The sequence below is a fragment of the Shinella granuli genome (genome assembly GCF_004341885.1).
GTDB classification, from domain to species: Bacteria; Pseudomonadota; Alphaproteobacteria; order Rhizobiales; family Rhizobiaceae; genus Shinella; species Shinella granuli.
In genome coordinates this window covers 25,687-51,742 of the sequence record NZ_SLVX01000017.1, presented here as the reverse complement: position 1 = coordinate 51,742, position 26,056 = coordinate 25,687, and the positions used below count along the sequence as shown (strand labels likewise).

18 protein-coding genes are annotated in these 26,056 nt (G+C 65.6%); 4 read left to right on the top strand and 14 right to left on the bottom strand.

The annotated features are described in order from the left end of the window. Window positions 1-128: 128 nt before the first annotated feature. The 6 genes from EV665_RS22340 to EV665_RS22315 all read right to left on the bottom strand — a co-directional run bounded on the left by EV665_RS22340 (window position 129) and on the right by EV665_RS22315 (window position 12,088). Window positions 129-2,156 carry a capsular polysaccharide biosynthesis protein gene (locus EV665_RS22340; RefSeq protein WP_162853133.1) on the bottom strand — a complete coding sequence of 676 codons (2,028 nt, stop codon included), beginning with the start codon at window positions 2,154-2,156 and terminating at the stop codon, window positions 129-131. Window positions 2,157-2,313: 157 nt separating this feature from the next. Further along, window positions 2,314-3,531: a polysaccharide biosynthesis/export family protein gene (locus EV665_RS22335; protein ID WP_133035752.1), complete on the bottom strand. Its 1,218-nt coding sequence runs from the start codon at window positions 3,529-3,531 to the stop codon at window positions 2,314-2,316. A 468-nt stretch (window positions 3,532-3,999) separates the two neighbouring features. Continuing rightward, window positions 4,000-7,077, bottom strand: coding sequence for an efflux RND transporter permease subunit (locus EV665_RS22330; protein ID WP_133035751.1), 3,078 nt, complete (start codon window positions 7,075-7,077; stop codon window positions 4,000-4,002). Beyond that, entirely contained in the window at window positions 7,074-8,147 is a 1,074-nt protein-coding gene (locus EV665_RS22325) for an efflux RND transporter periplasmic adaptor subunit (RefSeq protein WP_133035750.1), read from the bottom strand. Before EV665_RS22325 ends, EV665_RS22330 begins: the two co-directional genes overlap by 4 nt. Continuing rightward, window positions 8,144-9,229: an efflux RND transporter periplasmic adaptor subunit gene (locus EV665_RS22320; protein WP_133035749.1), complete on the bottom strand. Its 1,086-nt coding sequence runs from the start codon at window positions 9,227-9,229 to the stop codon at window positions 8,144-8,146. Before EV665_RS22320 ends, EV665_RS22325 begins: the two co-directional genes overlap by 4 nt. Window positions 9,230-9,769: 540 nt before the next feature. Continuing rightward, window positions 9,770-12,088, bottom strand: coding sequence for a methyl-accepting chemotaxis protein (locus EV665_RS22315; protein WP_064331033.1), 2,319 nt, complete (start codon window positions 12,086-12,088; stop codon window positions 9,770-9,772). A gap of 362 nt (window positions 12,089-12,450) precedes the next feature. On the opposite strand from EV665_RS22315, the gene EV665_RS22310 reads away from it, so the two are divergent. Together EV665_RS22310 and EV665_RS22305 are read left to right on the top strand one after the other, a co-directional pair. Next, window positions 12,451-13,404 carry a ring-cleaving dioxygenase gene (locus tag EV665_RS22310; RefSeq protein ID WP_133035748.1) on the top strand — a complete coding sequence of 318 codons (954 nt, stop codon included), beginning with the start codon at window positions 12,451-12,453 and terminating at the stop codon, window positions 13,402-13,404. A 74-nt stretch (window positions 13,405-13,478) separates the two neighbouring features. After that, entirely contained in the window at window positions 13,479-14,036 is a 558-nt protein-coding gene (locus tag EV665_RS22305) for an NADPH-dependent FMN reductase (protein ID WP_064331035.1), read from the top strand. Between the two features lie 48 nt (window positions 14,037-14,084). On the opposite strand, the gene EV665_RS22300 is transcribed toward EV665_RS22305, so the two are convergent. Next, window positions 14,085-15,641: a VOC family protein gene (locus tag EV665_RS22300; RefSeq protein WP_133035747.1), complete on the bottom strand. Its 1,557-nt coding sequence runs from the start codon at window positions 15,639-15,641 to the stop codon at window positions 14,085-14,087. 155 nt (window positions 15,642-15,796) lie between these two features. Further along, window positions 15,797-16,015: a hypothetical protein gene (locus EV665_RS22295; protein WP_064331037.1), complete on the bottom strand. Its 219-nt coding sequence runs from the start codon at window positions 16,013-16,015 to the stop codon at window positions 15,797-15,799. 693 nt (window positions 16,016-16,708) lie between these two features. On the opposite strand from EV665_RS22295, the gene EV665_RS22290 reads away from it, so the two are divergent. Further along, entirely contained in the window at window positions 16,709-18,100 is a 1,392-nt protein-coding gene (locus EV665_RS22290; protein ID WP_245507800.1) for an efflux transporter outer membrane subunit, read from the top strand. A 135-nt stretch (window positions 18,101-18,235) separates the two neighbouring features. Here the strand turns inward: EV665_RS22290 and EV665_RS22285 are convergent, their stop codons facing one another. Continuing rightward, window positions 18,236-18,910 (bottom strand): GntR family transcriptional regulator, encoded by a 675-nt coding sequence (locus EV665_RS22285; protein WP_133035745.1) that lies wholly within the window; start codon window positions 18,908-18,910, stop codon window positions 18,236-18,238. A gap of 112 nt (window positions 18,911-19,022) precedes the next feature. Between EV665_RS22285 and EV665_RS22280 the strand changes: the two genes are divergently transcribed. Then, entirely contained in the window at window positions 19,023-19,862 is an 840-nt protein-coding gene (locus EV665_RS22280) for a fumarylacetoacetate hydrolase family protein (RefSeq protein WP_133035744.1), read from the top strand. Between the two features lie 63 nt (window positions 19,863-19,925). Here the strand turns inward: EV665_RS22280 and EV665_RS32415 are convergent, their stop codons facing one another. The 5 genes from EV665_RS32415 to EV665_RS22260 all read right to left on the bottom strand — a co-directional run bounded on the left by EV665_RS32415 (window position 19,926) and on the right by EV665_RS22260 (window position 25,966). Further along, window positions 19,926-20,087 carry a hypothetical protein gene (locus EV665_RS32415; RefSeq protein WP_162853132.1) on the bottom strand — a complete coding sequence of 54 codons (162 nt, stop codon included), beginning with the start codon at window positions 20,085-20,087 and terminating at the stop codon, window positions 19,926-19,928. 109 nt (window positions 20,088-20,196) lie between these two features. Further along, entirely contained in the window at window positions 20,197-20,838 is a 642-nt protein-coding gene (locus tag EV665_RS22275) for a thermonuclease family protein (RefSeq protein ID WP_133035743.1), read from the bottom strand. Window positions 20,839-20,987: 149 nt separating this feature from the next. Further along, window positions 20,988-22,397, bottom strand: a complete 1,410-nt coding sequence (locus EV665_RS22270) for an adenylate/guanylate cyclase domain-containing protein (RefSeq protein WP_064331042.1) — start codon at window positions 22,395-22,397, stop codon at window positions 20,988-20,990. Window positions 22,398-22,644: 247 nt separating this feature from the next. Then, complete coding sequence (locus tag EV665_RS22265; protein WP_133035742.1) at window positions 22,645-25,095, bottom strand: GcvT family protein; 2,451 nt, start codon at window positions 25,093-25,095, stop codon at window positions 22,645-22,647. Window positions 25,096-25,183: 88 nt separating this feature from the next. Continuing rightward, complete coding sequence (locus tag EV665_RS22260; protein ID WP_064332617.1) at window positions 25,184-25,966, bottom strand: DeoR/GlpR family DNA-binding transcription regulator; 783 nt, start codon at window positions 25,964-25,966, stop codon at window positions 25,184-25,186. Between the last annotated feature and the right edge of the window lie 90 nt (window positions 25,967-26,056).

Here is a 26,056-nt window from a genome sequence, read left to right as displayed (position 1 = left end):
CATAAAGGCGCCGTCTTAGCAACCATATCTGCCGTACTCCCCGATTTTGTCGCCGATCCCCCGGCCCGAACGGGCCTGCTGCGCAAAAGACAGCGACTCGGATATGTTCCCACTTTTCTGACCGTCTTTTACCGCAACCGCGAGTCGCGAAGCAACACCCCCACGCGGTTGATTTGTTGCGCCGCACACAAAAGGAGCTTCCGCCCGACTCCGGGCGTTTTCATGGCGGCGCCCGAAATTTCTTCAACCAAATCCTCCGGACGGCACGGCAAGCCACTGAGAGGATGGATATAAAGCGGGTAGCGGATGAGGCTTTCGGCCACCAGGGCCTCAAGATCGACGCGGCGCACGCGCCGGGGAATGGGCAGGCGGTCGTCGGTCAGGCCCCAGCCGGCATAGAACGGCGCGCCATGCACGCCCACCGCCTTGCCGCGCAAGAGCGCCTCGAAGCCTGCCAACGAGGTCATCGTCTCTATCCGGTCCGCCCAGCCGATCCATTGCAGGATATCGCCGCTTCGAACGACGAGATCGGCCTCCTGCGGCTCGGCGCCGCCGTCGCGCACGCCGGAAACCACGTCCGGATGCGCCTTGTAGACGATGAAGGCATCGGGAAAGAGCGCCCGCACGGCGCGCACGAGATCGGCATTGGAGCGCACCACGGGAGAACCGTAGCGGATGGACGCATCCTTCTCCACCTGCCCCGGCACCAGGATTTTCACACGCCCTTCGGCAACCGTCGGCAGGTCGGCAGCGGTGCCGAGATTGTATTTGGAGACGCCGCGCTGGACCAGAAGGCGTATGAGATCGCCCGCCCGCCGCCGCAGGCCCTCATCGACCGTGCCATGCACGATCAGCGCCTCCAGCCGGCTTTCGCCCCGCGCATCGTAATAGACGTGCTCGCCATCGAGTGCGATAGAGGACGGCATGGCGAGGTCTACGCCAAGCCCGCGGGACCGGATGAACCCGTCTTCGAGCCGCATGGCCGGCACGTCGGCCGGCAGCGCCGCATCGCTTCCCCAGAGCGCGACGACGCCATCGGACGCTCTCGCCGCAGCGGCCGCCGCTTCGAGCGAACGGGCATGGACCGGATCGCCCGCCATGCCCTTCAGGAAGGGCGTCATGGCCCTGCGCTTCCACGGAGAAAAGCCGGCGGTGAAGACCTTGCGCGCAATACGGGCACGCTGATCGCGCACCGTGATCGCCTGTTCGACCGCCCGCTCCGGCGTACAGGGCTGGCGCGTATGCAGGTCGAGATAGTGCGAATAGTCGATATAGGCCGCGTGGAAAACCTGTTCGAGCGAGGCCGGCGGGCGGGCGGGCGACAGTTGATCGTGATCGACCGTGAGACCACGGCCGGAATAATAGGTCGTGCCGAAACAATGGACGGGCCGCTCAGCCATCAGCGCCTCGAAGCCGAGCTGGCTCGACACCGTATAGACGCAGTCGGCCTCTTCCAGCAGCGGCCAGGGGTTCATGCGCGGGGGCACGACGATCTCGACACCGAGCGCGTTCGCCGCCTGCCGCAGGAGGCTGCGGTCGCCCGCCGCGGGATGGGTGCGCACGACCAGCGTCTTTCCCGGATGATGGCCGACCGCATGCTCCAGCATGGTGCGGAAACTCGCCGCGCTCGCCCCTGCCCCGGCAATGGAAGCATCGCCGGCCACCTGATCGACGAGCAGGACGAAAGGCCGGCCATGCGGTACGCCGGCGGCCGCCGGCGTCAGCACCGGGCTGTTGTTGTATTTCGACAGGCGCGCGTTGCGCAGCCGCGCCATCAACCCGCCGGCGCGTGCGAGCGCGGCGGCGTCAGTTACCGGCTGCGACAGCAGCCGGTCGAGGCCGCTCGGATGGCGCGCATCGAAATAGATACCTTCCCGGTCGATCACATAGGAATGGCTCGGTTCCCCTCGCCCCGCTGCAAAGCCGCGCAGGAAGCCGTCCTCAAGGCTGATGACCTCCTTGCCGGTGCGCGCCGCAAGTCGCACGGCCCGGCGGCCGGACGACCGGCGTCCCCAGCCGATGAACCCGTCGATGCGGCCGGGCAGCGCAAAGGGCCAGGCGACGATCTCGGCATCGAGCAGGCGCGCGACATCGGCCCGCTGCTGCCACAGCCCGAAGGAAAGAAGCGCATAGGTTTTGCGTGCCTGGCCGGCCATGCAGTCCTCGAAAGCCATTCCGGCTGAAGCAATTCCAGCAAAGTGCGAGGCCGTTTTGTGCCCGCAATTGCGCTGAAACAAAAGCGAAAACGCTTTCGCCTGCGCGCCGTCGGCCACCGCGCAGGCATCGCCGCATCAGCGGGCCGAAGCCCGCCTGTCAGAGCAGGTCAGCCGTCCGCTGGATATTGTAGGCCGCACTCGAACCGCTGGAAACGATCGTCAGGAACTTCGCAAGATCCGTTGCGACGTGGCGCGCCAGATAGACGACGTCCTTGTTCCGCACGGGGAAGTTCTGCGCGACGATGTAGCTCTGCGTCGCGCCGAGATCGAGGCGATAGACGATCGGATAGCGCCCTTCCGAATCCGCCACCATGCCGCGCGCGATGAGGTCCCGGAACCGGTCGTCGCCGACGACGCTGCGATAGACGTTCTCATCCTCGTAGCGGAAGACGAAATAGCCCTTCGGATCGGCCGTCGCGACATTGCCGCCGCCGGCGAGCGCCGCCGCCTCGACGAGGCTGAGCTTGGCCGCATCGAACCGGATCTTGCCGGGCTTCTTCGTCTGGCCGAGCGCCGCGAAGGTCTGCGGATCATAGGTCAGGTAGATCTGGTCGTCCGGCTTGACGTAGATGTCGTCCTTCGGATTGTCGATGACCGACTGGAGCAGCACGCTGCGCGACTTGCCGCCGCGCTTGAGGCTGACATAGGTGTCGTAGGGCGGCTTGGCGGCACCGCCGGCCATGGCGATCACTTCGCTGAGATGCTGGCCGCTGAGGCCGAGCGGCACGATGCCCGACTTGTTGACGTCGCCCTGGATGGAAACGGTACGCGAGGCATTGCCCGCCATGGAAACGATGACATCCGGCTCGACGGCCTTCGCCTTCAGTGCATCGACGATCGTGGCGCGCGCCGAATCGATCGTCATGCCGGCGAAACGCACGGAACCGACATAGGGGATCTGGCCGTGGCCATCCGGCTGCACGATGACCGGGATCGTCGTCGACTTGCGCTCGGTGGTGGAGAACAGGCCGTCCGGACCCGCTTCGAAGATCGTGACTTCCAGATGATCGCCGACACCGATGACCGGCGTGCCGCCGCCACCGCCGAAGCCGAAGGTGCTGGACAGGCCATAGCGCTTGGCCGCGCTGACGCTGTTGGCGACGCGCTGGTCGACGTTCACGACGTCGAAAACCAGCTTGGTCTGGGGAATCTCGTAGGACTTGCCGTCCGCGCCGGCAGAAAGGACCTCATGGGTCAGCGGGCCGTCGCTCGGGACCACGCAGCCGGCCAGCGTCAACAGGGCACCCGCCGCAAGAATCCGCGCAAATGCGCCCAAAAGCCTGCGCGGCGTGCCCACGTCTTCAATTGCGATCATCACTTAGCATTTCCCTTCGACCGTACCTCACAAGGCACGGGGCAAGAGCCAGCCGCTTGCCACGACAGGGTGCCATAGACATGCAGTTCCAATGTCTCGTCAAGTCCCATGACCAAACCTTAGTCCCACCACACAAATCCATGCGGCCCCCGCCGACACCATGGAGCAAATCCCTTGCACATTCGTTACGTTCTGAAAAGTCGGCTGGCGCTTTGGCGTTGGAAATCAACTTTTTCCACCAGCTTTTTCAGAGGGGGTGCGACAAAAAGAACGCAACTTTTCCTCCGCCCGCCCGACAATGAACGCGCCCCCGATTTCGCAGTTTATATCCATGCCTTGCCCGGCTCTGACCTTCCGGAAGCGGCCTGTCGCCCAAAAGCAGTGACGGGGGAGATGGGCAAAAATATGGGGGCCTGATTTTCACGCCTGCGAGGGGTGCAATCGCCGCGCAGGCCCGACCGGATCGCCCTAAGCCGCCTCGATGGGCTCGGGCGCCGGCTCCTCCGCCGCCTCCGGCTTGATGCGGAACCAGGCGACGTAGAGCGCCGGCAGGAAGAGCAGCGTCAGCACCGTGCCGACGATGATGCCGCCCATCATGGCATAGGCCATCGGCCCCCAGAACACCTCGCGGGAAATGGGGATGAGCGCGAGGCTGGCTGCCGCCGCCGTCAGCATGATCGGCCGCATGCGGTGTTCCGTCGCTTCGCGCACGGCCTTCCAGGCATGCATGCCCTCGCGCCTCAGGTCCTCGATCTGCACGACGAGGATGACCGAGTTGCGGATGAGGATGCCAATCAGCGCCAGCACGCCGAGAATGGCGACGAAGCCGAGCGGCGCCCCGCTGCCGAGCAGCGCGATGACCACCCCGATGAGCGCCAGCGGCGCCACGGCGAAGACGAGGAAGAGCCGCGAGAAACTCTGGAGCTGGAGCATCAGGATCGTCGCCATGGCAAACAGCATGAGCGGCACGACCGCGACGATCGGCGCCTGGCTGTCGGCGCTTTCCTCCACCGTGCCGCCGACCGCGACCTCATAGCCGGAGGGCATCTGCGCCTGGAAGGCGGCAACGTCCTTTTCCATCTGCGAGACGATCGTTGCCGGCTGCACGCCGCCGGTGATGCTGGCCTTGACGGTGATGGTCGGCTGGCGCGAGCGGCGCCAGACGACCGGCTGCTCCATCTCGTAGCGGAAGTTCGCCACCGCGGCGAGCGGCACGGAGGTGCCGTTGGCCGTCGGCAGCTGGAGCTGGCGCAGCGTCTCGATGGATTCGCGCTCGGCGGCTCGCGCCCGGCCGATGACGTCGATCAGGTAGACGTCGTCGCGGATCTGGGTGACGGTCGTGCCGCCGACGACGCCGTTCAGGGCGGAGGCGATGTCCTGCGAGGTGACGCCGAGCTGGCGGGCCTTGTCCTGCAGCACGTCGACCTTCACCACGCGGGCCGGCTCGTTCCAGTCGTAGACGACATCCCCGAGCCGGGTGTCCTTGCCGATGAGTTCGCCGAAGGCGAGCGCCTGCTTGCGCACCTCCTGGATATCCGGACCGCTGACGCGGTACTGGATCGGCCGGCCGACCGGCGGGCCGATGTCGAGCAGCTTCACCAGCGCATCCGTGCCGACGAAGGTCTCGCGCAGATAGGCCTGGAGATCGGCCCTGAGGCGGTCGCGCGCCTCCAGGTCCTTGCTGACGATGACCGTCTGGCCGAAGGCGGGCGACGGCGGCTGCACGTCGAAGGACAGGAGGAAGCGCACCGCGCCCTGCCCGACATAGGAGGACCAGCGTTCGATATCCGGGTTGCCCTTGAGCTTTTCCTCCTCCAGCCTGGCGATCTGCGCATTGGTCTCGGCGATCGAGGCATTCTGCGGCAGCGACCAGTCGATGATGAGCTCCGGCCGGTCGGAAGACGGGAAGAATTGTTCCTGCACGAAGCGCATGGCGAAGACCGACACGCCGAAGACCAGCACGGTCGCGACGATGGTCGTCCATTTCCAGTGCATGCAGACATCGAGCAGGCGCGCGAAGCTGCGGGCGAACCAGCCCTTTTCCTCGTGATGCTTCTTCATCGTCTTCGGCAGGATCGTCACGCCGAGCAGCGGCGCGAAGATGACCGCGACGACCCACGAGACGACGAGCGAGATGGCGATGACGACGAAGAGGCTGAAGGTGAACTCGCCGGCCGCGCTGTTGTTGAGGCCGATCGGGATGAAACCCGCCACCGTCACCAGCGTGCCGGTGAGCATGGGGAAGGCGGTGGACGTATAGACATAGGTCGCCGCTTTCCTGAGCGAATCCCCCATTTCCAGCCGCGCCACCATCATCTCGACGGCGATCATCGCATCGTCGACGAGCAGGCCGAGCGCGATGATGAGCGCGCCGAGCGAGATGCGCTGCAGCGATATGCCGTCGTAGTACATGAAGACGAAGGTGATCGCGAGCGTCAGCGGGATCGACAGCGCCACGACGAGGCCGGCGCGGATGCCGAGGCTGACGAAACTGACCGCAAGCACGATGACGACGGCCTCGAACAGCGCCCGCGTGAAGCCCGATACCGCCTCCTCGACCACCTTCGGCTGGTCGGAGACGAGATGCACGTCGACGCCGACCGGCAGTTCATGGGAAAGCAGCTCTATCTCCCTTTCAACCGCCGCGCCGAATTCGAGAAGGTTCGAGCCCTGCTTCATGCCGATGGCAAGGCCGATGGCCTGTTCGCCGTTGAAGCGGAAGAGTGCCGAAGGCGGGTCCTCGTAGCCGCGGGTGATCGTGGCGATATCGCTGAGGCGGAAGAAGCGGTTGTTGACGCGCAGGTTGACGTCGCGAAGGCTCGCCTCCGAGCTGAACTGCCCGCCGACACGCACGCTGACGCGCTCGCCGCCGGCCTGCACCACGCCGGAGGGCGCAACGGCATTCTGCGCCTGCAGCGTGGACACCACCTCTTGGGTGGAAATGCCGAGCGCGGCAAGCTGGCGCGTCGAGAATTCGAGATAGATCACCTCATCCTGCGCGCCGACGAGGTCGACCTTGCCGATATTGGGCACGGTGAGGATGCGCCGGCGGGCATCCTCGACATAATCGCGCAACTGACGCGGCGAGAGGCCATCGGCGGTGAAGGCGTAGATATTGCCGAAGACGTCGCCAAAACGGTCGTTGAAGGCCGGGCCGACGACGCCGGAGGGGAATTCGCCCCTGATGTCGTTGATCATGTTGCGCACGGTCACCCAGGTGGGGGCGACGTCGCGCGCGCGGGTCGTCGGCTTGAGGTTGACGAAGATCAGCGTCTGGCCGGGCGTCGTGATGCTGCGGGTGAAATCGAGCGATTCCAGCTCCTCCAGCTTGCGCTCGATGCGCTCGGTCACCTGCAGCGTCGTCTCCTCCACGGAGGCCCCGGGCCAGGCGGCACTGATCGTCATCGTCTTGATGGTGAAGGAGGGATCCTCCTCGCGGCCGAGATTCTGGTAGGTGAAGAAGCCGAGCAGCGCGAAGACGATCATGAAGTACCAGACGAGCGATGCATGATCGAGCGCCCAGTCCGAAAGGTTGAACTTCTTCATAGGCCTGCCTCGTCTTCAACCTTGATTTTCTGGCCTTCCTCGAGGCTGTTCACCCCGGCGGTGGCAATGCGGTCGCCGGCTTTCAGCCCGTCCGCGACCTGAAGGGCGCGCCCAACAGCGGGACCGGTCTCGATCGGTACCAGATGCACCTCGCCCTTCTCCCCATCGACCAGCCAGACATGCGGCTTGCCATCTTTCTGAAGCACGGCGGTCTGCGGGATCATGATGGCGGTGAGGTCCGGCCCCTCGAGCTCGGCGGTGATGGTCGTGCCGAGGCGGACCGTATCCGGCGGGTTTTCCAACGCGATCTTCACCCGCCGCGTGCGCGTGACGGCATCAGCCGACGGCGCGACCTCGCGCACCACGCCCTTCACCGTGACGTCGGGGTTGATCTGCAGGGACACGGTGAAGCGGCTGCCGAGCGCGATGGCCTCCGCCGTCTCCGGAATGTCGACCACGGCATCGCGCTCGTCGGGCCGCGCCACCGTGACGATCGCCTCGCCGGGCGAGACGGTCTGCCCCACCTCGGCACCGGTGGCCACGACGACACCGTCGAATTCGGCAAGGATGCGGGTATAGGAAAGCTGTTCCTCCGCCTTCACGAGCGCCGTCTTCGCCCGCGTCAGGCCGGCATCGGCCGCCTCGCGCGACTGTTCGGCGCTCTCGACGGCGGCCTGGGCCGCGGCGTTCGACTGGAGCAGCGTCTTCTGCCGCTCCTCGGTGGCGATCGCGCTCGAAAGCGTCGCCTCGGCGCTGGAAAGCTCGGCCCGCGCCGAGCGCACGGCCAGCTCATAGGCCGTCGCATCGAGCACGGCGAGCGCGTCGCCCTTCTTCACGAGATCGCCGACATGGACGGTGCGCGAGACGAGGCGGCCGGAAACGCGCGAACCGAGCGCGGCCTGCACCTTCGCCTGAACCGTGCCGGCAAAGCGCGTGCCGGGCAGCGCGGTCGGGGCAACCACCATGGACAGGACCGGGCGCGGCGGCGCAGCGGCTTCCTCTTCCTTCTTGCAGCCGGCCAGCGCCGCGGTGGCGATGGCGACCGTTGCGAACAGGACAGATCTCCTCATCGGGCGGTTCCTTCGATCGCGCTGACGGTCTGGCCGGGCCGGAGCAGCTTCGTGCCGTCGGCGACGTAGGTCTCCCCCTCCTCAATGCCGCCCGAAAGCAGCGCGGCGCCCGTCTCGAAGGAGAGCACCTCGACCGGACGCAGGTCCACCGTGCTGTTCGCCTTGTCGACGATCCACAGCGCCGGCTTGCCATCAAGGCCCGCCGACAGCGACTGCCAGGGCACCACCGCCACCCGGCGCGGCGCCAGCGCACCGACGCCGACGACCGAGGAGCCGAGCGTCATTTCCGGCGGCGTGCGGTCCATGGCGATCTTGACGCGCACCGTGCCGGTCTGCGCATCGATCGTCGGCGAGACCTCGCGCACATTGCCGGTCGTGCGCACCCTGTCGTCGCTGAGCAGGGTGACGACCACGCCGTCCTCCGCCGGCTGGGCGAAGAACAGCGATTCGTAGACATCGAAGACCGCGTCGCGCGGGCCGGTATCGGCGATTGTGAACATGGTCTGCGCCGCCTGCGCCACCTGCCCCGTCTCGGCAAGGCGCGCGGTGACGATGCCGTCGGCGGGCGCGCGCAGTTCGGTATAGGACAGCACCTCCTTCGCCGTGTCGCGCTGGGCGATCGCCGCTTCGCGGGCGCTTTCCGCCGTGCGCAGGGCCGTTTCGGCGTCGTCGAAATCGCGGCGGGTGCTGATGCCGTCGCTCAGCAGGGATTTCTGGCGGTCGAAATTGGCGCGGGCGAGCTTGAGCTGCGCTTCCGCCGCGCGCACCCCGGCCTCCGCCGCCTCGACGTCGGCCCGTTGCTCCTCGGGGTCGAGCCGCGCCAGCACTTGACCTTCCTTGACCACGCCGCCGACATCGACGAACCAGCCGGTGATGCGCCCCCCGACGCGGAAGGAAAGATCCGTCTCCACCCGCGCGACCACTTCCCCCGTGACGGTGACGGTCTGCTCACGCTCTTCGAAATGCACGGCGGCGGTGTGCACCGGCCTTGGCGCCCCATCGGCCCATGCCGGCCAGGCGGCGGCGCAAATTGCCAACGCCGCCAGCAGCACCCCGCCCGCCCTGTTTCCCGCTGAGCTCATCGCCGTCTCCACCGTTGCAGAAAACCCATTTAATGTGGGTCCTCATTATATCGCGAAGATCTGACTGGCAAGCCACGGCCTGTGCGAGGCGCGATCTTGCCGCAGGCGAGTGTGGCGGAGTCCGCCCGAAAAGCCAACCGGGAAGATCATTCGATAGAGGAATATAATAAGTCATATTTTTCAGTGCGCTAACGGCAGCCGCATGCCGCGCGGACAAGAAAGCCGCCGGCGGCCGCGGAACCTTTCCGGTTCCCACTGGGCTGCACGGCGGCTTTATCGGAGCGTCATTCGTTGGACGCTTCTCTTCTGGCCCCCTCTGGACCTGCAGAAGAGGAAGCAGAAAGCGTGCCAGATTGAAGGCGCGCTAAATACAAAAATGATTTCATATTACTAAAGACACGCCTAATGAAAAACTCGATCAGGCAGCCGCATCGGCCTGGCCAATTTGTGTGCAACGCACAAACGTTGTGCGCCTTTTTCATCCAGCAAAAGGCGGCCCATTTCACCGGGCCGCCTTTCGGGATGGTCCATCGGGAAGGCTCAGAACTCTTGCCAGTCCTGCGCCGCCGCATTGGCCGAAGCCGCCTGTCCGCCGCCGAAGGCGCGGGCCAGCGTGTTGCCGAGCGCCCGCGCGCCGGAGGCGGCCGGACGATGCTCGGCAGCCGAGGCGACCACCGGGCGGGCGATCGTGCCGGTGCCGAGGCGGAACTGCGCGATCAGGCTGTTGAGCGCGGCGGCCTCGGTCGCCAGCGCATGGCTTGCCGCCGTCTGCTCCTCCACCATGGCCGCGTTCTTCTGCGTGCCCTGGTCGATGGAATTCACCGCCGCGCTGATCTCGTTGAGGCCCGTCGACTGTTCACGCGCCGAACGCACGATCGCCGCGACGTTCTGGTCGATCTCCTGCACCTGGTCGACGATCTCCGTCAGCGCCGAGCCCGTCTCGCCGACCAGCGCCACGCCGAGATGCACCTGCTCGCCCGACTTGGTGATGAGCGCCTTGATCTCCTTGGCGGCATTGGCCGAGCGCTGCGCCAGTTCGCGCACTTCCTGCGCGACGACGGCAAAGCCCTTGCCCGCCTCGCCCGCCCGGGCCGCCTCGACGCCGGCATTCAGCGCCAGAAGGTTCGTCTGGAAGGCGATCTCGTCGATCACGCCGATGATGTTGGAGATTTCCCGCGAGGAATTCTCGATGCCGCTCATCGCGCTCACGGCGCGCCGCACCACTTCACCCGATTTTTCGGCGCCGAGGCGGGTGCGCTCGACGAGCTGGCCGGCATCCTCCGCCCGTTTCGTGGCATCCTTGAGCGAGGTCGTGATCTCCTCCAGCGCCGCCGCGGTTTCCTCGACGGAAGCCGCCTGCTGCTCGGTGCGCTTGGCAAGATCGTCGGAGGCCGAGCGGATTTCCGCGGAACCGGCCTGGATGGCATTGGCGTTGCTGCCGACGGAGCGCAGCGCCGATTGCAGCTTTTCCACCGAGGCGTTGAAATCGTGGCGGACCTGGTCGAGCGAGCCGGCAAAGGCATGCTCGATGCGATGCGTCATGTCGCCGTCGGCCAGCTTCTGGAGGCCTTCGGCAAGCGCCTCGACGGCAATGCGCGTCTGGCGCTCGCGCTCGGCGGCCTCTTCGGCACGCTGGCGGCGCTCGTCTTCCGAAAGCGCGCGGTTCTGCTCCGCCTCGCTCTCGAGCCGCACCTTGGCGAGCGTCGCATCCCGCAGCACGGCGAGCGAACGGGCCATCTCGCCGATCTCGTCCTTGCGCTCGGATTCGCTGAGATCGACATCCGTCCGACCCTGCGCGATCTCGCTCGTCGCGACGATGACGGTTTCGAGGCGCTTGCGGAAGCGGGCGGCGAGCAGCCAGCCGATGGCGATCATCAGGCCCGTCGCAATGGCGATCACGATGATCGAGGTGACCGCAAGGGCGGACAGATTGGCAAAGAGCACCGATTTCGGCACCGCGACCACCGTGTACCAGGTGGTGCCCGGCACGAGCGGCACGGGCACCGCGACCGCCACGGAGGTGAGGCCGTTGGCATCGGTGATTTCCATGGCCTTTTCCGGATTGGCGATCAGCGCCTGCCAGGCCGCCGTGTCGAGGCCGGAATCGGTGAGCGTCTTGCCGAGCACGGCCGCATCCGGATAGCTGACGATGCTGCCGCCCTGGCTGAGCAGCGCGACATAGCCCTCGCCGAGCGGCTTCAGCTTCGCCATGTCGGTGGCGAGCGCATCGAGCGCGATATCCACGCCGGTGACGCCCTTGAACGCACCGTCGAAGGCGAGCGGCACCATGAAGGAGGTCATCAGCACGTTCTTGCCGCCGATGACATAGCTGTAGGGCTCCGTCAGCAGATCCTTGCCCGTGGCCTTCGGCACCTGGTAGTAGTCGCCGGGGCCGGGCTTGTCGTAATCGACGAGCGCGACCATCTCGACCTTGCCCTCGTTGCGTACGAAGTAGGGAATGTAGCGGCCCGTGGCGTCGTGTCCCGGCTGGTTCACATAGTGCGCATCCTTGCCGTCGAAGGCATCCGGCTCCCAGCCGGTGCTGACGCCGAGCGCGAAGGGATTGTCGGCCATCAAGCGGTCGAAGATGCCGTTCATCGTCTCGCGGCTCGGCGCGTCCGTCGCCTTCATCGCATAGAGCGCCGAGCGCATGTTCCAGCTCAACGCCTTGACCTGTGCGAAATAGGTCTCCACCTTCCCGGCGCTCGCCTCTGCCGCGTTGACCATTTCGGAAATGGAGCGCTCCTCCACGGCACGATAGGACAGAAAGAGCAGAACGCCCGCCGTCGCAACGGTCGTGGCAACGCCGGCCGCCACGATGGCGAGCATGTTTCGGGCAGTCGCAGTCTTCGGCAGCATGACGTCTCCTCCCATCCGCGCGGGAAAGTCCGCAGCGGCAGTCATCACAAATGGCGGAACATGCCGGCGGACGCGGCGAAACAGAGACGAAGTCATTTCGCAGGCCGGCAGCGTAAGCGAATGCTGGTTTATGAAACGATAAAATTTGAGCCATCCCGCCATGGAACAGAACGGGCGGAAAATTCTTCCTGCCGGAGGCCGCCGGTGCGGCGAAAGGATCTGCCGTTCAGGATAAGTGAACGATCCGTTCGTCCGCGCCGATCTTCCGGCGGTACCTGCGAAGGGCGATATTCACCTCAACGCAAGGCCCTGAAACGGGGCAGCACAGATATCCCGGACTGTCCGGGGAGAGGAGCTTCATCATGACCCTGCAGCTCACAGGCATCCACCACCTGACGGCGATCACCGCGAACGCGCCGGAGAACCTGCGCTTCTACACGAAGGTCCTCGGCCTTCGCCTCGTCAAGAAGACCGTCAACCAGGACGACACCAGCGCCTACCACCTCTTCTATGCCGACGGTCTCGCCTCGCCCGGCACGGACCTCACCTTCTTCGACTGGCCGGTCGGCCACGAGCGGCGCGGCACGCACAGCGTCTCGCGCACCGGCCTGCGCGTCGCCAGCCTTGCGACGCTCGAATGGTGGAAGGCCCGCTTCGGCGAGCTGAAGGTCAAGGCCGGCGAGATTCGTGATGTCGGCGGCCGCGCCAGCCTCGATTTCGAGGATGGCGAGGGGCAGCGTTTCCGCCTTGTCGCCGACGATGCCGGCACGCCTGCCAATCCCTGGGCAAGAAGCCCGGTTCCGGCCGAGCACCAGATCAAGGGCCTCGGCCCCATCACGCTCAGCGTGCCGGATATCCGCAACACCGAAGCCGTGCTGGTCCAGGTGATGAACATGCAGGAGACCGCGACCTATCCCAATCCGGACGGCGCGGGCGACGTGCATGTCTTCTCGATGGGCGAAGGCGGCCCGGCGGCCGAACTGCATGTCGCCGTCGAACCGGACCTGCCGGTCGCCCACCAGGGAGCCGGCGCCGTGCACCACGTCGCCTTCCGCGCGCCGGACGAGGAAGCGCTGCATGCCTGGACGGAGCGCCTGCGCGGCTTCCGCCTGCCCTCCAGCGGCGAGGTCGAGCGCTTCTACTTCCGCTCGCTCTATTTCCGCGAGCCGAACGGCATCCTGTTCGAGATCGCCACGGACGGCCCCGGTTTCGCCGTGGACGAGCCGCTTGAAACGCTGGGCGAGAGCCTGTCGCTGCCGCCCTTCCTCGAACCGCGCCGCGCGCAGATCGAGGCCCGGCTGAAGCCCCTCGTCTAGAACGGAAGAAACCCCGGCGTGACAAACCGTCCGCCGGGGTTTTTTATGCCCATGTTTTGGAAAGGAGAGTCGGGATGACGAAACTGGTGGCAATCTCGGGGAGCCTGCGCAAGGGTTCCTACAACACGGCGCTGCTGCGCGCCGCCCTCGCCATGGCGCCCGAAGGTGTGACGATCACCGAAGGCTCGATCCACGGCATTCCCCTTTATGACGCCGACGTGGAGGCAGAAGCGGGCCTTCCCGAAGCGGTCACACGCCTGAAGGACCTCGTGGCGGCGGCGGACGGCGTCGTTCTCTTCACGCCGGAATACAACAACGGCATTCCCGGCGTCTTCAAGAACGCCATCGACTGGATGAGCCGTCCCTCCTCCGACATCGCCCGCGTCTTCGGCGGCAAGCCCTTCGCCATCACCGGCGCCTCGCCCGGCAATTTCGGCACGCTTCTGTCGCAGGAGGCCTGGCTGCCCGTCATGCGCACGCTCGGCACCGTGCCCTGGTTCGGCGCCAAGCTTCTGGTCTCGCGCGCCGGCAGCGTCATCGAGGACGGCCGGATCGCCGACGAGGCGACGGAAAGGAAGCTCAGTGATTTCATCGCCGGCTTCTCGGCCTTCGTGACGGAATACAAGCGATAGAAAGAAGGGGCGCGTCCTGCAACGCGCCCCTTTTCGGTTGCCCCGGCCTCAGCCGAGGATGCGTTCCCGATAGGCCCTGGCGACTTCCAGGTCCGCCGGGCCGATGTCGTGACCGGCGGCAAGCAGCCGGTTTTCGACCGATGCGCCGGCCGCCTTCAGATGCGCCTCAAGTTCGCCGGCATAGGCCCTGTAGGGATCCGACTGACCGGTGACCATCAGCACGTTCGCCCCCGAAAGGTCCGCCTCCGGCACGGTTTCCAGCACGTTCATGCCGCGCAGCAGCACCGCGTTGCGGATGATGCCGGGATGCAGCAGCATGATCGCGCCGATCATGTTCGCGCCGTTCGAATAGCCGACGAACAGCGTCCTGTCCGGATCGAGCCCATAAGCCGCATTCGCCCCTTCCATGAAGGCCGCGAAGGCTTCCGCCTCGCCTGCAATGTCCTTCTGGTCGAAGGTGACGGCGGTCAGCCGGCGGAAGAAGCGCGGATAGCCTTCGTCGAGACTGCGGCCGCGCGGGCTGAGCAGCACGGCATTGGGCGCGAGCTTCGTCCCAAAGGGCAGAAGGCTCGCCTCGTTGCCGCCGGTGCCGTGCAGGAGCACGACAGCAGTACCATCAGGGGTTTCCGACCGGTGCACCCGGTGGATGAAGGGCAGGTCCCGTTCGGTCATGCGCTCTTCTCCCGGCAGGGAGAACTGCGGAAGCCGCGCCCGGACATCTTCCGGGTCGGCGCGAAAATGCCTGGGCACGAACAGTTTCTCGCCAAGCGCCTCCAAGGGTTCGTCGACCGTCATGCCGGGACCGTCCGTCGCATATTCGAGCAGCGCCCCGCCGGGTTCGCGCGCATAGAGCGAATAGAAATACTTCCGGTCGTGCATGTTGGTCTCGCCCGCCCCTTCGGTGGAAAGCCGGGCGGCGAGCGCTTCCACGGCGGAGCGGTCCGGTGCGCGCAGAGCGATATGGTCGATCGTGCCGGTGCCGGGCGCAGACGTCCAGAAGCCGCTCGCATCGCGGATGTCGAGCACGTCGGCCGATTCGCCGGCAAGCCGGGTGATGCCGTTCGCCGCCGCCACCGTCCGATAGCCGAAATGATCGGCGATGAAGGCCGCCGTCTCGGCCGGCTTCTCGGAGAAGATCGTCGCGCCGCGGATGCGCTGGATGGCGTCGGCTGCCGCGATGTCCTTGGTGACATGGGGTGCCGGGCCGTCCACATCCGCCTCGCCGACGAGCTTGACGATGATGCCGTCCGGATCCTTCAGCCGAAGCACGGGTTCGCCGAACTCCTGCGCCGGACCGCTCGTCGCGATGTTCTGCGTCAGCGCGCGCGTCAGCCAGAAGCCGATCGCCTCCGGCTTGATGGCAAGGGCGATCTCCGCGGGCTGGCCGAGGCCGACGCGGCCGGGCGACCCATCCTCCCAGGCAAGGAAGGTGATCAGCGAGCCGGGGCTGGCCGCCGCATCGCCATAGAGAAGGTGAAGCTGGTCGGCGTCCTCGTAACCCGCCGTGCGCTTGACGAGGCGCAGGCCGAGAAAGCCCACGTAGAAATCGACGTTCGCCTGGATCTTCCGGGTGATCGCCGTGATGTGATGGATGCCGCTGACCATGGGGCACCTCCTTTCGCGGGCTACACAATCAGCATTCGGCACCGCGCGCCAGCCACCGCCCGGTAGATGCACTGTCCACAAAACGGAACCGGCCCCGCTGACGGGCGGGGCCGGTGGATCCCGGTGCCAGGGACACCGGATCGTCTGGATTGGGTTCAGGCGGCCGCGATACGGGCCGGCGACATCGCCCGCGTCGAGGCGGACGGATCGTTGAGGAGACGCCGGATCGCCACGCGTACCTCGTCAGCCGAGGAAAAACGCTGGGAATCCAGATCCCACACGGAATATTTGACGGCCACGAATTTCAGCCGATCCTCATCGGGAACGACAACACCGACGGCCTCACCACCGATTTCGATAACCTGCTTTTGCATAACAACTCCTGCCGCACCGAAGGCACAGCTCATTCAAATCTTGCGCTAAAATCGAAGAGGGAAGTCAGATCACATTCGGCAAAGGGCCGTATGCGCTTTCCCTGTAATCGTTTCACGACAGGAGCACGCCACACGCACGGAGGCGATGCAGTTGATATCGTACATGACACACTCCCTCTTGTTGGCGCTGACGCTCTGAAATGGACGCGTCAGAGGCGGACCGGAATAAAACGCATGCGGCCCTCATGCGATGCTCCAACACATAGGCGCCCCTCCTTTTCTTGTCAATGGAATCCGCAGAATTTTGGAATAAATTACTGCCGAATTTGTGTGACAATTCGAATCGCAAAATAATGTTCGCGCTTGCAGCATTTTTCAGGAAAATATGTCGCGAAGACGAACATTCCGGGGAAAAGCCATGACGCAACCAGATCGCGCAGCCGCAATCGCGCGCTTGCGCAGGGCGGGCAAAACCGGAAGCCGTGGGCAAATGCTCCAGTTGCCCTGCGGACACACCCTCCGAATGAAGCGGGGGAAAAACGCTGTGGGACCATTCTTTTTTTGGAGGGAGGCTCGATCTTCCCTCCAAACATGAATAAAGAGTGAATCGCGATTTTGTTCTGTTAATAAGTACGCCACGACCGCTGGCAGGGTAGGCCCATGAATTTCACCAGGACGCTTTTTCCGTTGAGCATGCTTCTCCTGTCCGGCTGCGTCGTCGGCCCCGACTACCAGAAGCCCGAGACCGCCCTTCCCGCAAAGTTTTCCGAAAGCAAGGCCACGAGCGGCGAGAACGTGACGCTCAATCCGTGGTGGGAATCCTTCCGCGACAAGCGCCTCAACGATCTCGTCCACCAGGGCATGGCCGAAAATCTCACCGTGCTGCAGGCCCTTGAGCGCATCACGGCGGCCGAGGCGAATGTCATCGTCGCCGGCGCCGGCGCGCTGCCGAGCATCGGCGCTTCGGCGGAAGCCTCGGCAAGCGGCCAGGACGGCGACTACCTGCGCCGCACCTCGGGCCGCGACTCGTCCTCCTCGAAGTCGCTGACCGCGGGCGCGAGCGCCTCCTGGCTGCTCGACTTCTTCGGCCAGTACCGCCGCTCGAAGGAAGCCGCCAACGCCTCGCTCGACGCCGCCTATGACGACGTCAACGTCGCGCGCCTTGCCTATCTCTCCGACCTCGTGTCGAGCTATGTCAACGCACGCTACTATCAGGAAGCGCTGGCGCTCAGCCGCAAGAACCTGGAATCGCGCCGCGAGACACTGAAGCTGACCAACGAGATCAAGGAAGCGGGCGCCGCCTCCAGCCTCGACGTGCTGCAGGCCGAAGGTCTCGTCAACCAGACGCTGGCCGATCTGCCCGGCCTTGAGACCGGCTTCCACCAGTCGGCGAACCACATCGCGACCCTGCTCGGCCTGCCGGCCAGCACGATCACCTCCAGCCTGACCAAGGGCGCCGCGCAGCCGATGCCGCGGTATGCGACGCGCACGGGCATCCCGGCGGACCTCATCCGCAACCGTCCGGACATCCGCGCGGCCGAGCGCCGCCTGCAGGCGGCGACGGCGCAGATCGGCGTGGCCGAGGCCGATCTCTATCCGAGCATCGAGCTCGGCGGCTCGATCGGCGCGACGCGCAACTTCACCAGCGCCGCCACCGGCAACCTGACAAGCTGGTCCTTCGGCCCGTCGCTGACGCTGCCGATCTTCAACGGCGGTGCGCTGAAGGCACGGGTCAAGATCGCCCGCTCGGAAGCCGAGCAGCAGTATCTGACCTGGAAGTCCACCGTGCTGAACGCCGTGGAAGAGGTCGAGAATGCACAGGCCGCGCTGATCCGCGACGGCCAGACCGTCGCCGCCCAGCGCAGGGTCGTGAACTCCTACGAGCAGACGCTGAACCTTGCCCGTGAAAGCTATCGCGGCGGCGCCAGCACCATCCTCGACGTGCTCGATGCCGAACGCAACGTCGCAACGGCCCGCCTGCAGCTCGCTTCCGCGATCCGCCAGCTTGCCCGCGACTTCGTCGCCCTCAATGTGGCGATCGGCGGCGGCGCGGAAATCGGCTCGGCGACCGTCGCAAGCAGGTAAGCGGAAGCGCGTCATCCGGGTGGCTCACCCGGTATCGAACAGAACACGGGGGAGCGGCAGGCACAGGTCTGCCGCCCCCCTTTTTTGTTCCGCTGCCTTGAAGGCAGAACGTTCCGGCCGGCGCCGAAATGGGCTCTAGGTCGTGAAAAAACCTTCAAGCGCCGCCGCCGTCCTGCCATAGTGGTCGCGCAGCGCCGCGGCGGCGCCCTCGGCGTCCCGCGCGAGGGCAAGCTCCATCAGCCGCCGATGCTCTCCGGTCACATCCCGCGTGGCACCGACGAGGCTGACGGAGAGGCGTCTGTACCGGTCGGCACGCGAAAACAGCTTGCCGCAGATCTCCAGGAGGCTCGGCGAGCCGCAGGCCGAGATGAGCGCGGCGTGAAAAACCGAATGGCGGGCCTCCCAGTCCTCGCGCATCGCCGAGGGAATATCCTCGCGCGCCTGCGGGATGCGCGCCATCAGGTGATGGGCGGCGATCACCCTTCCCTCCCAGTCGGCGTCCCCCCGCAACACCGAAAGCCGCAGCGCCTCGCCCTCGCAGAGCTGCCGCGTTGCCGTGATGTCGCGCAGTTCCGCGAGCGAGAGGCTTGCGACGCTGTAGCCGCGGTGATCGTCCAGCACCGTGAACCCCTCCGCCGTCAGCCGGGCCAGCGCCTCGCGCACCGGCGTCACGCTCATGCCGCACAGCGCCTGGAGATCGGCAAAGCGCAGCCGGTCGCCGGGCTTGACCGCGCCCGTGCGGATCGCCTGCCGGATCGCCTCATAGGCATCGCCCGCCAGGGTGCGCCCGCCTGCCTTCTTCTGCTCCATCACGCCCCGCCGAATTTATAAAATTGGAGGATTTTCGAAAATCGTTGACTTGATGTAAAACCAAGGGAATGGTGCGCGCAACCGAAATCGGTGACACCCAACGGAGGTTCTCATGAAGCTGGTGCGCTTTGGCGCGGCGGGCGCGGAAAAGCCCGGACTGATCGACGCGGACGGCAAGGTCCGCGACCTTTCCGGCGTGGTGCCGGATATTGCCGGCGACGTTCTCGGCCGCGAGGGCCTGAAGCGCCTTGCCGCCATCGATCCGAAGAGCCTGCCGCTCGCGCCGGAAGGCAGCCGCTTCGGCGCCTGCGTCGGCCGCGTCGGCAATTTCATCGCCGTCGGCCTCAACTATGCGGACCATGCGGCCGAAAGCGGCATGGCCGTGCCGAGCGAGCCGGTGCTCTTCAACAAGGCCCCCTCCTGCATCGTCGGCCCCGACGACACGATCCTCATCCCGCGCGGCTCGGAAAAGACCGACTGGGAAGTGGAGCTTGCCGTCGTCATCGGCGAGCACGCCTCCTACGTCTCGGAGGCCGATGCCCTCAACTATGTCGCCGGCTATTGCGTCTGCAACGACATTTCCGAACGCGCCTACCAGATCGAGCGCGGCGGCCAGTGGACCAAGGGCAAGGGATGCCCGACCTTCGGCCCGATCGGCCCCTGGCTGGTGACGACCGACGAGGTGGATACCGCCGATCTCGCCATGACGCTCAGCGTCAACGGCGAACTGGTGCAGAACGGCTCGTCAAGCACCATGGTCTTCAAGGTGCCCTTCCTCGTGCACTACATCTCGCAGTTCATGGCGCTGGAGCCCGGCGACGTCATTACCACGGGCACGCCCCCCGGCGTCGGCATGGGCATGAAGCCGCCGCGCTACCTGAAACCCGGCGACCGCATGGAAGTCTCCATCGCAGGCCTCGGCGTGCAGCGCCAGGTCGTCGCCGCAGGGTAAGTCATTTTCCGGAGAGCCTGAAAAGCGAGAGGGGCCTCAAGGGCCCCTCTTTCGTGTCGGCGATCAGTGCACCGTCGCGGGCGGGGCTTCGTCGCCGAGAATGCGGAAGGCTTCGTCCAGCGCGGCCACGAGGATATCCGTCAGCTCGTCCATGTCGTTTTCAAGGAGGAAGAGCGCGACCGTTGCATTGTCCGGATCGCTGTAACGCTCGAGGTCGTTCGACATGTCATTGTCCCTTTCCAGCCGGCACCATCCCGGTTAACGGAAAGCATAGGAACGCAGGCTTGCGTCTGGCTTGTGCCGGAAAGGCACAGGTTGCGCAAGGACGAATCCGTCAACCGCACCAGGATTGGTGCTTGCCCGTCCAGGGCCTCGCAAGCCCTTCCTTGACCAGTTGCTGGCCGACCGACTGGCCGCCGCGCAGCACGAGATACGGCGCCGCCCCGGCCTTTCCGGACACTCCGCCTTTCGCCACCAGCGTGACGTCGCCCTCGTTGAGAATCTCGCGCAGCCGGAGCTTCGCATCCCCCCCGCGCAGGCGCTCCGCATCGCAGCGCGCCTCCGCGATCGCCGGCGTGTCGACATCGGCGAGCCGCACCTTGCGGCCGGCATAGAGGATGGTGCTGCCGTCGAGCACGCAGTAGTCGGTCTGCGTCGTGCAGATGAACCATTTTCCCGAAAATGCCGGCAGCTTTTCCGGCATCGGCAGGGCCTGCTCCACGGCCTTTTCGGCTGGCCGCTGCTTCGGCCGCGCCAGCACGGCCTCGCGCTCGACCGTCTTTTCCTTGCGTTCGATCGAGGCGGTCCTGATCGCCGTCGCCGGCGTTTCCGGTCCCGGCAGGCGATTGTCCAGATAGAGAATGCCGCCGACCACCGCCGCGCCCAGCACATACCAATGCGCCATGCCGCCGCGCCGCGCCGGCGCCGCCCGCTTGGATCCTGCCCGTTTCTTCCGCCTGCCCGCCGTCTTCGCCATCACCTGTCTCCTGCGCGAGACAGTGCGACGATCTCTTGAAGATATGGTTACCAGATCGCCTCGACCAACGCCTTTCGGCATGGGGGCGGCGTTCACCGATCCGGATCCGGGAAAGCCGGAGAAAAACGAGTAGCGACAATCCGTTGGCGTCAGGGAATGGCAAAAATGCTGATCTCGCTGGCAATGCCGCGAAGGGTGACATTGTGCGCGACGGGGCTCACGCCCCGGTGCGACAGCAGGTCGGAGGCGCGGGGGTCCTGCAGCACCGAGCCGGTGGCGAAGATCTCCAGCGAGGTCGCGAGATGCTGGACACGGGAGGCGATGTTGACCGTCTGGCCGAAATAATCCTGCCGCTCGTTGAGATTGACCGCGATGCAGGGGCCCTCGTGAATGCCGATCTTCAGCAGCAGGTCCTCGCTGCCGCGCGTATCGTTCAAGGCGCGCATGGCATCGCGGATGCGCATGGCCGCCGCCACTGCCCGGTCCGGCGTGGGAAAGGTCGCCATGACCGCATCGCCGATGGTCTTGACGACCGCACCGGCCTCGGCGGCGACGATCTCGCTGAGAACCTTGAAATGCGTCCTGACCAGATCGAAGGCCGCGAGATCACCGACCCGCTCGTAGAGTTCCGTCGAGCCGCGCAGGTCGGTGAACAGGAAGGTGAGGCTGGTGATCTTCAGCCGCTGGTCGATGTCGAGCGTGTCGGTACGATAGAGATCGCGAAACGTCTGGTTGGAGAGCAGGCGCTTGGCCGTGAGGAAAGGACGGCGGCGGCCGAGCAGGGCATGCAGCGCCTCGTTGGCGACACAGACCGACGGCAGCGTGCGCACATCGACATGGTTCTCCATCTGGATGCGCAGAGGCCCCGGTTGCAGCACCAGCGTCTCGTTGTGGCGATGCGTGCGGTCGAAGACCAGGGTCAGGTTGCGCCGCTCCTTCGTCGGCTCCCCGCGGACGTCGAGAAATTGCGCCGCATGCGTCACGGGCTCGAAGACGATGACGAATTCCGCCGGCAGTTGCAGCGCGATGACCGCCTTCTCGCCGGGCGGCAGCTCCAGCGCTTCGAGCACGAACTCGTCGACCTTCTCGTCATAGCCCTCCTCCGGCAGGTCGAGGCCGGAGCCCCAATAGACCTGTCGGAAATATTCGCTCGGCGGCAATTCGTGCGGATTGTGGGCCGCGATATGGCGCACGCGCGGGCTGATCGTGAACGTCACCTCGACCATCTCGTCGAGCGTCGGCTCATACCCGGCGGCACAGAGCGCGCAGGTATATTCCGTGCTCTGCACGCTCTTCAGCGACGTGCCGGCATCGAGCACCCCGCCGCATCCCGGGCACAGCACGTTCCAGAACAGGTCGAAAATGCCGAGCCGGGTGGCCTGCATGAAGCCCGCGATCACCTCTTCCTCGCCAAGCCCCTCGGCCGCGGCAAAGGCGAGCGCGTTTATGCGGCAAAGCTTGCGATCCGGTGCATCCCGAACAAGCCGTTCGAACGCATCGACAACCCCAGGCGTCACCGACTGGCGCAGAACTTCGAATAAAGTCCGAGCTTCACTCATGCCCCATCCTACACCCATATCGTCGCAAGAGATATCCACGAGAAGGGCTCTCCTGCGGTCATTCCCAGCGAACGGGCGCGGGATGATTTTCAGCGGCCACGAACGGCGCGCATCACCAAGATGGCCTACGGCAGTCGCCAAGGCCTGCGGCAGAAGAAGACAGGATCGTCGATGCCATCCTTCATGGCGATGAGGGCCGCATCCCTCCTCCATCGAGGGATGCGGCCTGACGGCAATTTCACGCCCGTTATGCCTTCACTCTCAGGCTTCCGGGATCGTAGGCCGGCGAAAGATGCGCCGCGACAGGGAAGCGCTCGCCAGCAAGCTCGACCTCGAAGCGGCCAGTTTCCAGAAAGGCGCGGTCCACTCCGGCCGGACTTTCGAGAAGCGCGAGGGCGACGGAGCAGCCCAGCGTGTGGCCATAGGCCGCCGAGCGGATCTCGCCGACCGGCTGCCCATCGCGCAGGATCAGCTCGCCGCCCCAGAGCATGGGCCCGGAATCCTCCACGGTGAACTGCACGATGCGCCGGTTGAGCACACCTTTCGCCTTCGCGGCGACGAGGGCGTCGCGGCCGATGAAGCCGCCGGGCTTGTCGAGGGCGACCGCGAAGGCAAGGCCCGCCTCGTAAGGCGTTATGTCCGGCGTCAGCTCGCGGCTCCAGGCCCGATAGCCTTTCTCCAGGCGCAGCGCTTCCAGCGCATAGTAGCCGCAATCGACAAGCCCGAGATCGGCCCCCGCCGCATGCAGCGCCTCATAGACGCCGACCGCGAATTCCGTCGGCACGATCAGCTCCCAGCCAAGTTCGCCCACATAGGTCATGCGGTTGGCATAGGCGGTGGCATAACCGATGTCGATCTCGCGGTTGGTGGCGAAGGGAAAGCTTTCGCTGGAAAGATCGACAGAGGTAAGCCGACCGAGGATATCACGCGATCTCGGCCCCATCAGCGCCAGCACGGCATAGGAAGACGTGACGTCGGTCAGCGTGACATGGGCATCGGCAGGGATGTTCTTGCGAATCCAGTCCGCATCGTGGACGGCCTGCGCCGAGCCGGTGATGATGAGGAAACGCTCGGTGGCAAGCCGCATCAACGTCAGGTCGCTTTCATAACCGCCGCGCTCGTTCAGCATGCCGGTATAGATGGAGCGACCGACCTCCACATCGATCCTTGCGGCGCAGATACGGTCCAACGCCATCGCGGCATCGCGGCCCTGCACGAGCAGCTTGGCAAAGGAGGTCTGGTCGAAGAGGCCTGCCGCCTCGCGTGTCGCCTTCATTTCGCGTTTCACCGCTTCGTGCCAGTTCTGTCGGCCGAAGGCGTACTCGGTCACCGGCCGCTCGCCCTCCGCGGCAAACCAGTTGGCGCGCTCCCAGCCCATTTTCGAACCGAAGCAGGCGCGTTTGGCAGCCAGCCGGTCATAAAGCGGAGACCGACGGAAGGGCCGCGCCGTATCCAGCTCGCGGTTCGGCCAGGGCATCACATAGTGCAAGCCGAGCGTTTCCTTGACGCGGTCGTGCAGCCAGCGCGGATTGTTGTTGAAGCCTGCAAAGCGCCGGATGTCGACGGGCCAGAGGTCCATGGTCGGCGCGCCGTTGACGATCCATTCCGCAAGCGCCCGCCCGGCACCGCCGGCACTTGCAATCCCCATGGAGTTGAAGCCGGCGCCGACATAGAAGTTCTTCAGCTCCGGCGCCTCGCCGAGGATGAAGTTGTTGTCCGGCGTGAAACTCTCCGGACCGTTGTAGAACTTCTTGACCTCCGAGGTGGCAAGCTGCGGGACGCGCTGAAGCGCGCTCTGCATGAGGATCTCGAATTGGTCCCAGTCGTCGGGCAGAAGGGCGAACTCGAAATCATCGGGAATGCCCGTCATACCCCACGGCTTGGCCTCCGGCTCGAAGCCGCCCATGACGAGACCGCCGACCTCTTCCTTGAAATAGATATAGCCGTCGGGGTCGCGCATCACCGGCAGGTCCGGATGCACGCCCTCGATACGCCCGGTGACGATATACATATGCTCGGCCGAGTGAAGCGGCACCGAGACGCCGCACATCTGGCCCACCTTGCGCGCCCATTGCCCGGCGCAATTGACCACGACCTGGGCGGAAATCGCGCCGCGGTCCGTCTCCACGCCCGTGACCGTGCCGTTGGCGACGGAAATGCCGGTGACCCGCACACGTTCGAAGATGCGCGCCCCCCGGCTGCGTGCGCCCTTGGCGAGCGACTGCGTGAGGTCCGTGGGGTTGGCCTTGCCGTCTCCGGGCAGCCACACGGCGCCGACGAGATCGTCGATCGCCATGACCGGCCAGAGGTCCTGCGCCTCCTTCGGCGATATCACCTCGATCGCGACGCCCTGGGCGCGCGCGGAAGCGGCCGTGCGCTTCAGCACCGTCATACGCTCGGCCGTGCGCGCGACGGAAAGCGAGCCGCAATTCTTCCAACCGGTGGCAAGACCCGTCTCGGCCTCCAGCTCGCTGTAGAGTTGGGTCGAGTATTTGATGAGGCTGGTCATGTTGGCATGGCTGCGAAGCTGGCCGACGAGACCGGCGGCATGCCAGGTGGTTCCGCCGCTGAGCTGCCCCTGCTCCAAGAGGACCACGTCCTGCCAGCCGAGCTTCGTCAGATGATAGGCCACCGAGCAGCCGATGATGCCGCCGCCGACGATGACGACCTGTGCCTGTGTTGGAAATTCCTGCGCCATGAAACGACCTCCCGAAACCATGGAAGGCCGCACGGTAACAAAACGCCACCAAAGAACAAGACAAAAAGTTACAAAAAATTACATTTCATCACGTCGCGACGATCACGACCGGTCCTCTCCGTTCCAGCGCCTCGCAGATCGCCTCCGGTGGACGCCGGTCGACGATCACGCCGGCAGCCTGTTCGAAGCGCGGGATGCGAAGGGGCGTCAGCCGGCCGAACTTCGAGCTGTCGAGCACGAAATAGGCCTTCGCGGCCGTGCCCGCCATGCGGGAGCGCTGTTCCGCGCCGCTGCGCGTGAAGTCCGTCACCTCCCCGTCCGGCGAGAGCCCGCCGCCGCCGAGAAAGGCGACATCGACCCGGAAATGACGGATCGCCTCCAGCGCATCGATGCCGACGGCCGCCTCTTCATCCGGGTCGATCTCGCCGCCCAGCATATGCACCCGCACCTGGGGCTGCCGGCACATGAGAAGCGCAATGGAAAGGGAAGTGGTGCAAATCGTGAGGTTTTTCCGTTCGGACAGGGCCTGCGCCACCGCGAGAGTCGTGGTGCCGGAATCGAGAAAGACCACCATGCCGTCGCGCACGAGCCCCGCGGCCGCGCGGCCGATCGCCGCCTTCGCCCCCGCATTTTCTTCGCGCCGCTCGGTGAAGGCGGCCTCGATGGGTTCGAAGAGTGTTGCCCCGCCATGCACGAGATCGAGCTGGCCGCGCTCGGCGAGGAGCTTCAGGTCGCGCCGGATCGTCTGCCGCGACACGTCGAAAAAATCGGCGAGTTCGGTAATGCCGACCGTGCCGTCCGCAGCGAGACGGCGCAGGATTTCAGCATGGCGGCGGGGAGCAAGGGCGCGGGCGTTCTGAGAGTCTGACATGGCGATATCTGCGATCATTTTTGTCGCTTTGACAAGCTGGGCGTGAAATTCGCTACTCAGCGCGGCTGATGCCGAGGCATGTCATGGGAT

Bases quoted from the DNA above. Each gene is read 5' to 3' on its own strand.
- EV665_RS22290 (WP_245507800.1), top strand. From the start codon at position 16,709: ATGCTTCTCCTGTCCGGCTGCGTCGTCGGCCCCGACTACCAGAAGCCC.
- EV665_RS22325 (WP_133035750.1), bottom strand. From the start codon at position 8,147: ATGAGGAGATCTGTCCTGTTCGCAACGGTCGCCATCGCCACCGCGGCG.
- EV665_RS22285 (WP_133035745.1), bottom strand. From the start codon at position 18,910: ATGGAGCAGAAGAAGGCAGGCGGGCGCACCCTGGCGGGCGATGCCTAT.
- EV665_RS22335 (WP_133035752.1), bottom strand. From the start codon at position 3,531: ATGATCGCAATTGAAGACGTGGGCACGCCGCGCAGGCTTTTGGGCGCA.
- EV665_RS22295 (WP_064331037.1), bottom strand. From the start codon at position 16,015: ATGCAAAAGCAGGTTATCGAAATCGGTGGTGAGGCCGTCGGTGTTGTC.
- EV665_RS22305 (WP_064331035.1), top strand. From the start codon at position 13,479: ATGACGAAACTGGTGGCAATCTCGGGGAGCCTGCGCAAGGGTTCCTAC.
- EV665_RS22280 (WP_133035744.1), top strand. From the start codon at position 19,023: ATGAAGCTGGTGCGCTTTGGCGCGGCGGGCGCGGAAAAGCCCGGACTG.
- EV665_RS22265 (WP_133035742.1), bottom strand. From the start codon at position 25,095: ATGGCGCAGGAATTTCCAACACAGGCACAGGTCGTCATCGTCGGCGGC.
- EV665_RS32415 (WP_162853132.1), bottom strand. From the start codon at position 20,087: ATGTCGAACGACCTCGAGCGTTACAGCGATCCGGACAATGCAACGGTC.
- EV665_RS22260 (WP_064332617.1), bottom strand. From the start codon at position 25,966: ATGTCAGACTCTCAGAACGCCCGCGCCCTTGCTCCCCGCCGCCATGCT.
- EV665_RS22330 (WP_133035751.1), bottom strand. From the start codon at position 7,077: ATGAAGAAGTTCAACCTTTCGGACTGGGCGCTCGATCATGCATCGCTC.
- EV665_RS22270 (WP_064331042.1), bottom strand. From the start codon at position 22,397: ATGAGTGAAGCTCGGACTTTATTCGAAGTTCTGCGCCAGTCGGTGACG.
- EV665_RS22275 (WP_133035743.1), bottom strand. From the start codon at position 20,838: ATGGCGAAGACGGCGGGCAGGCGGAAGAAACGGGCAGGATCCAAGCGG.
- EV665_RS22300 (WP_133035747.1), bottom strand. From the start codon at position 15,641: ATGGTCAGCGGCATCCATCACATCACGGCGATCACCCGGAAGATCCAG.
- EV665_RS22320 (WP_133035749.1), bottom strand. From the start codon at position 9,229: ATGAGCTCAGCGGGAAACAGGGCGGGCGGGGTGCTGCTGGCGGCGTTG.
- EV665_RS22340 (WP_162853133.1), bottom strand. From the start codon at position 2,156: ATGGCCGGCCAGGCACGCAAAACCTATGCGCTTCTTTCCTTCGGGCTG.
- EV665_RS22310 (WP_133035748.1), top strand. From the start codon at position 12,451: ATGACCCTGCAGCTCACAGGCATCCACCACCTGACGGCGATCACCGCG.
- EV665_RS22315 (WP_064331033.1), bottom strand. From the start codon at position 12,088: ATGCTGCCGAAGACTGCGACTGCCCGAAACATGCTCGCCATCGTGGCG.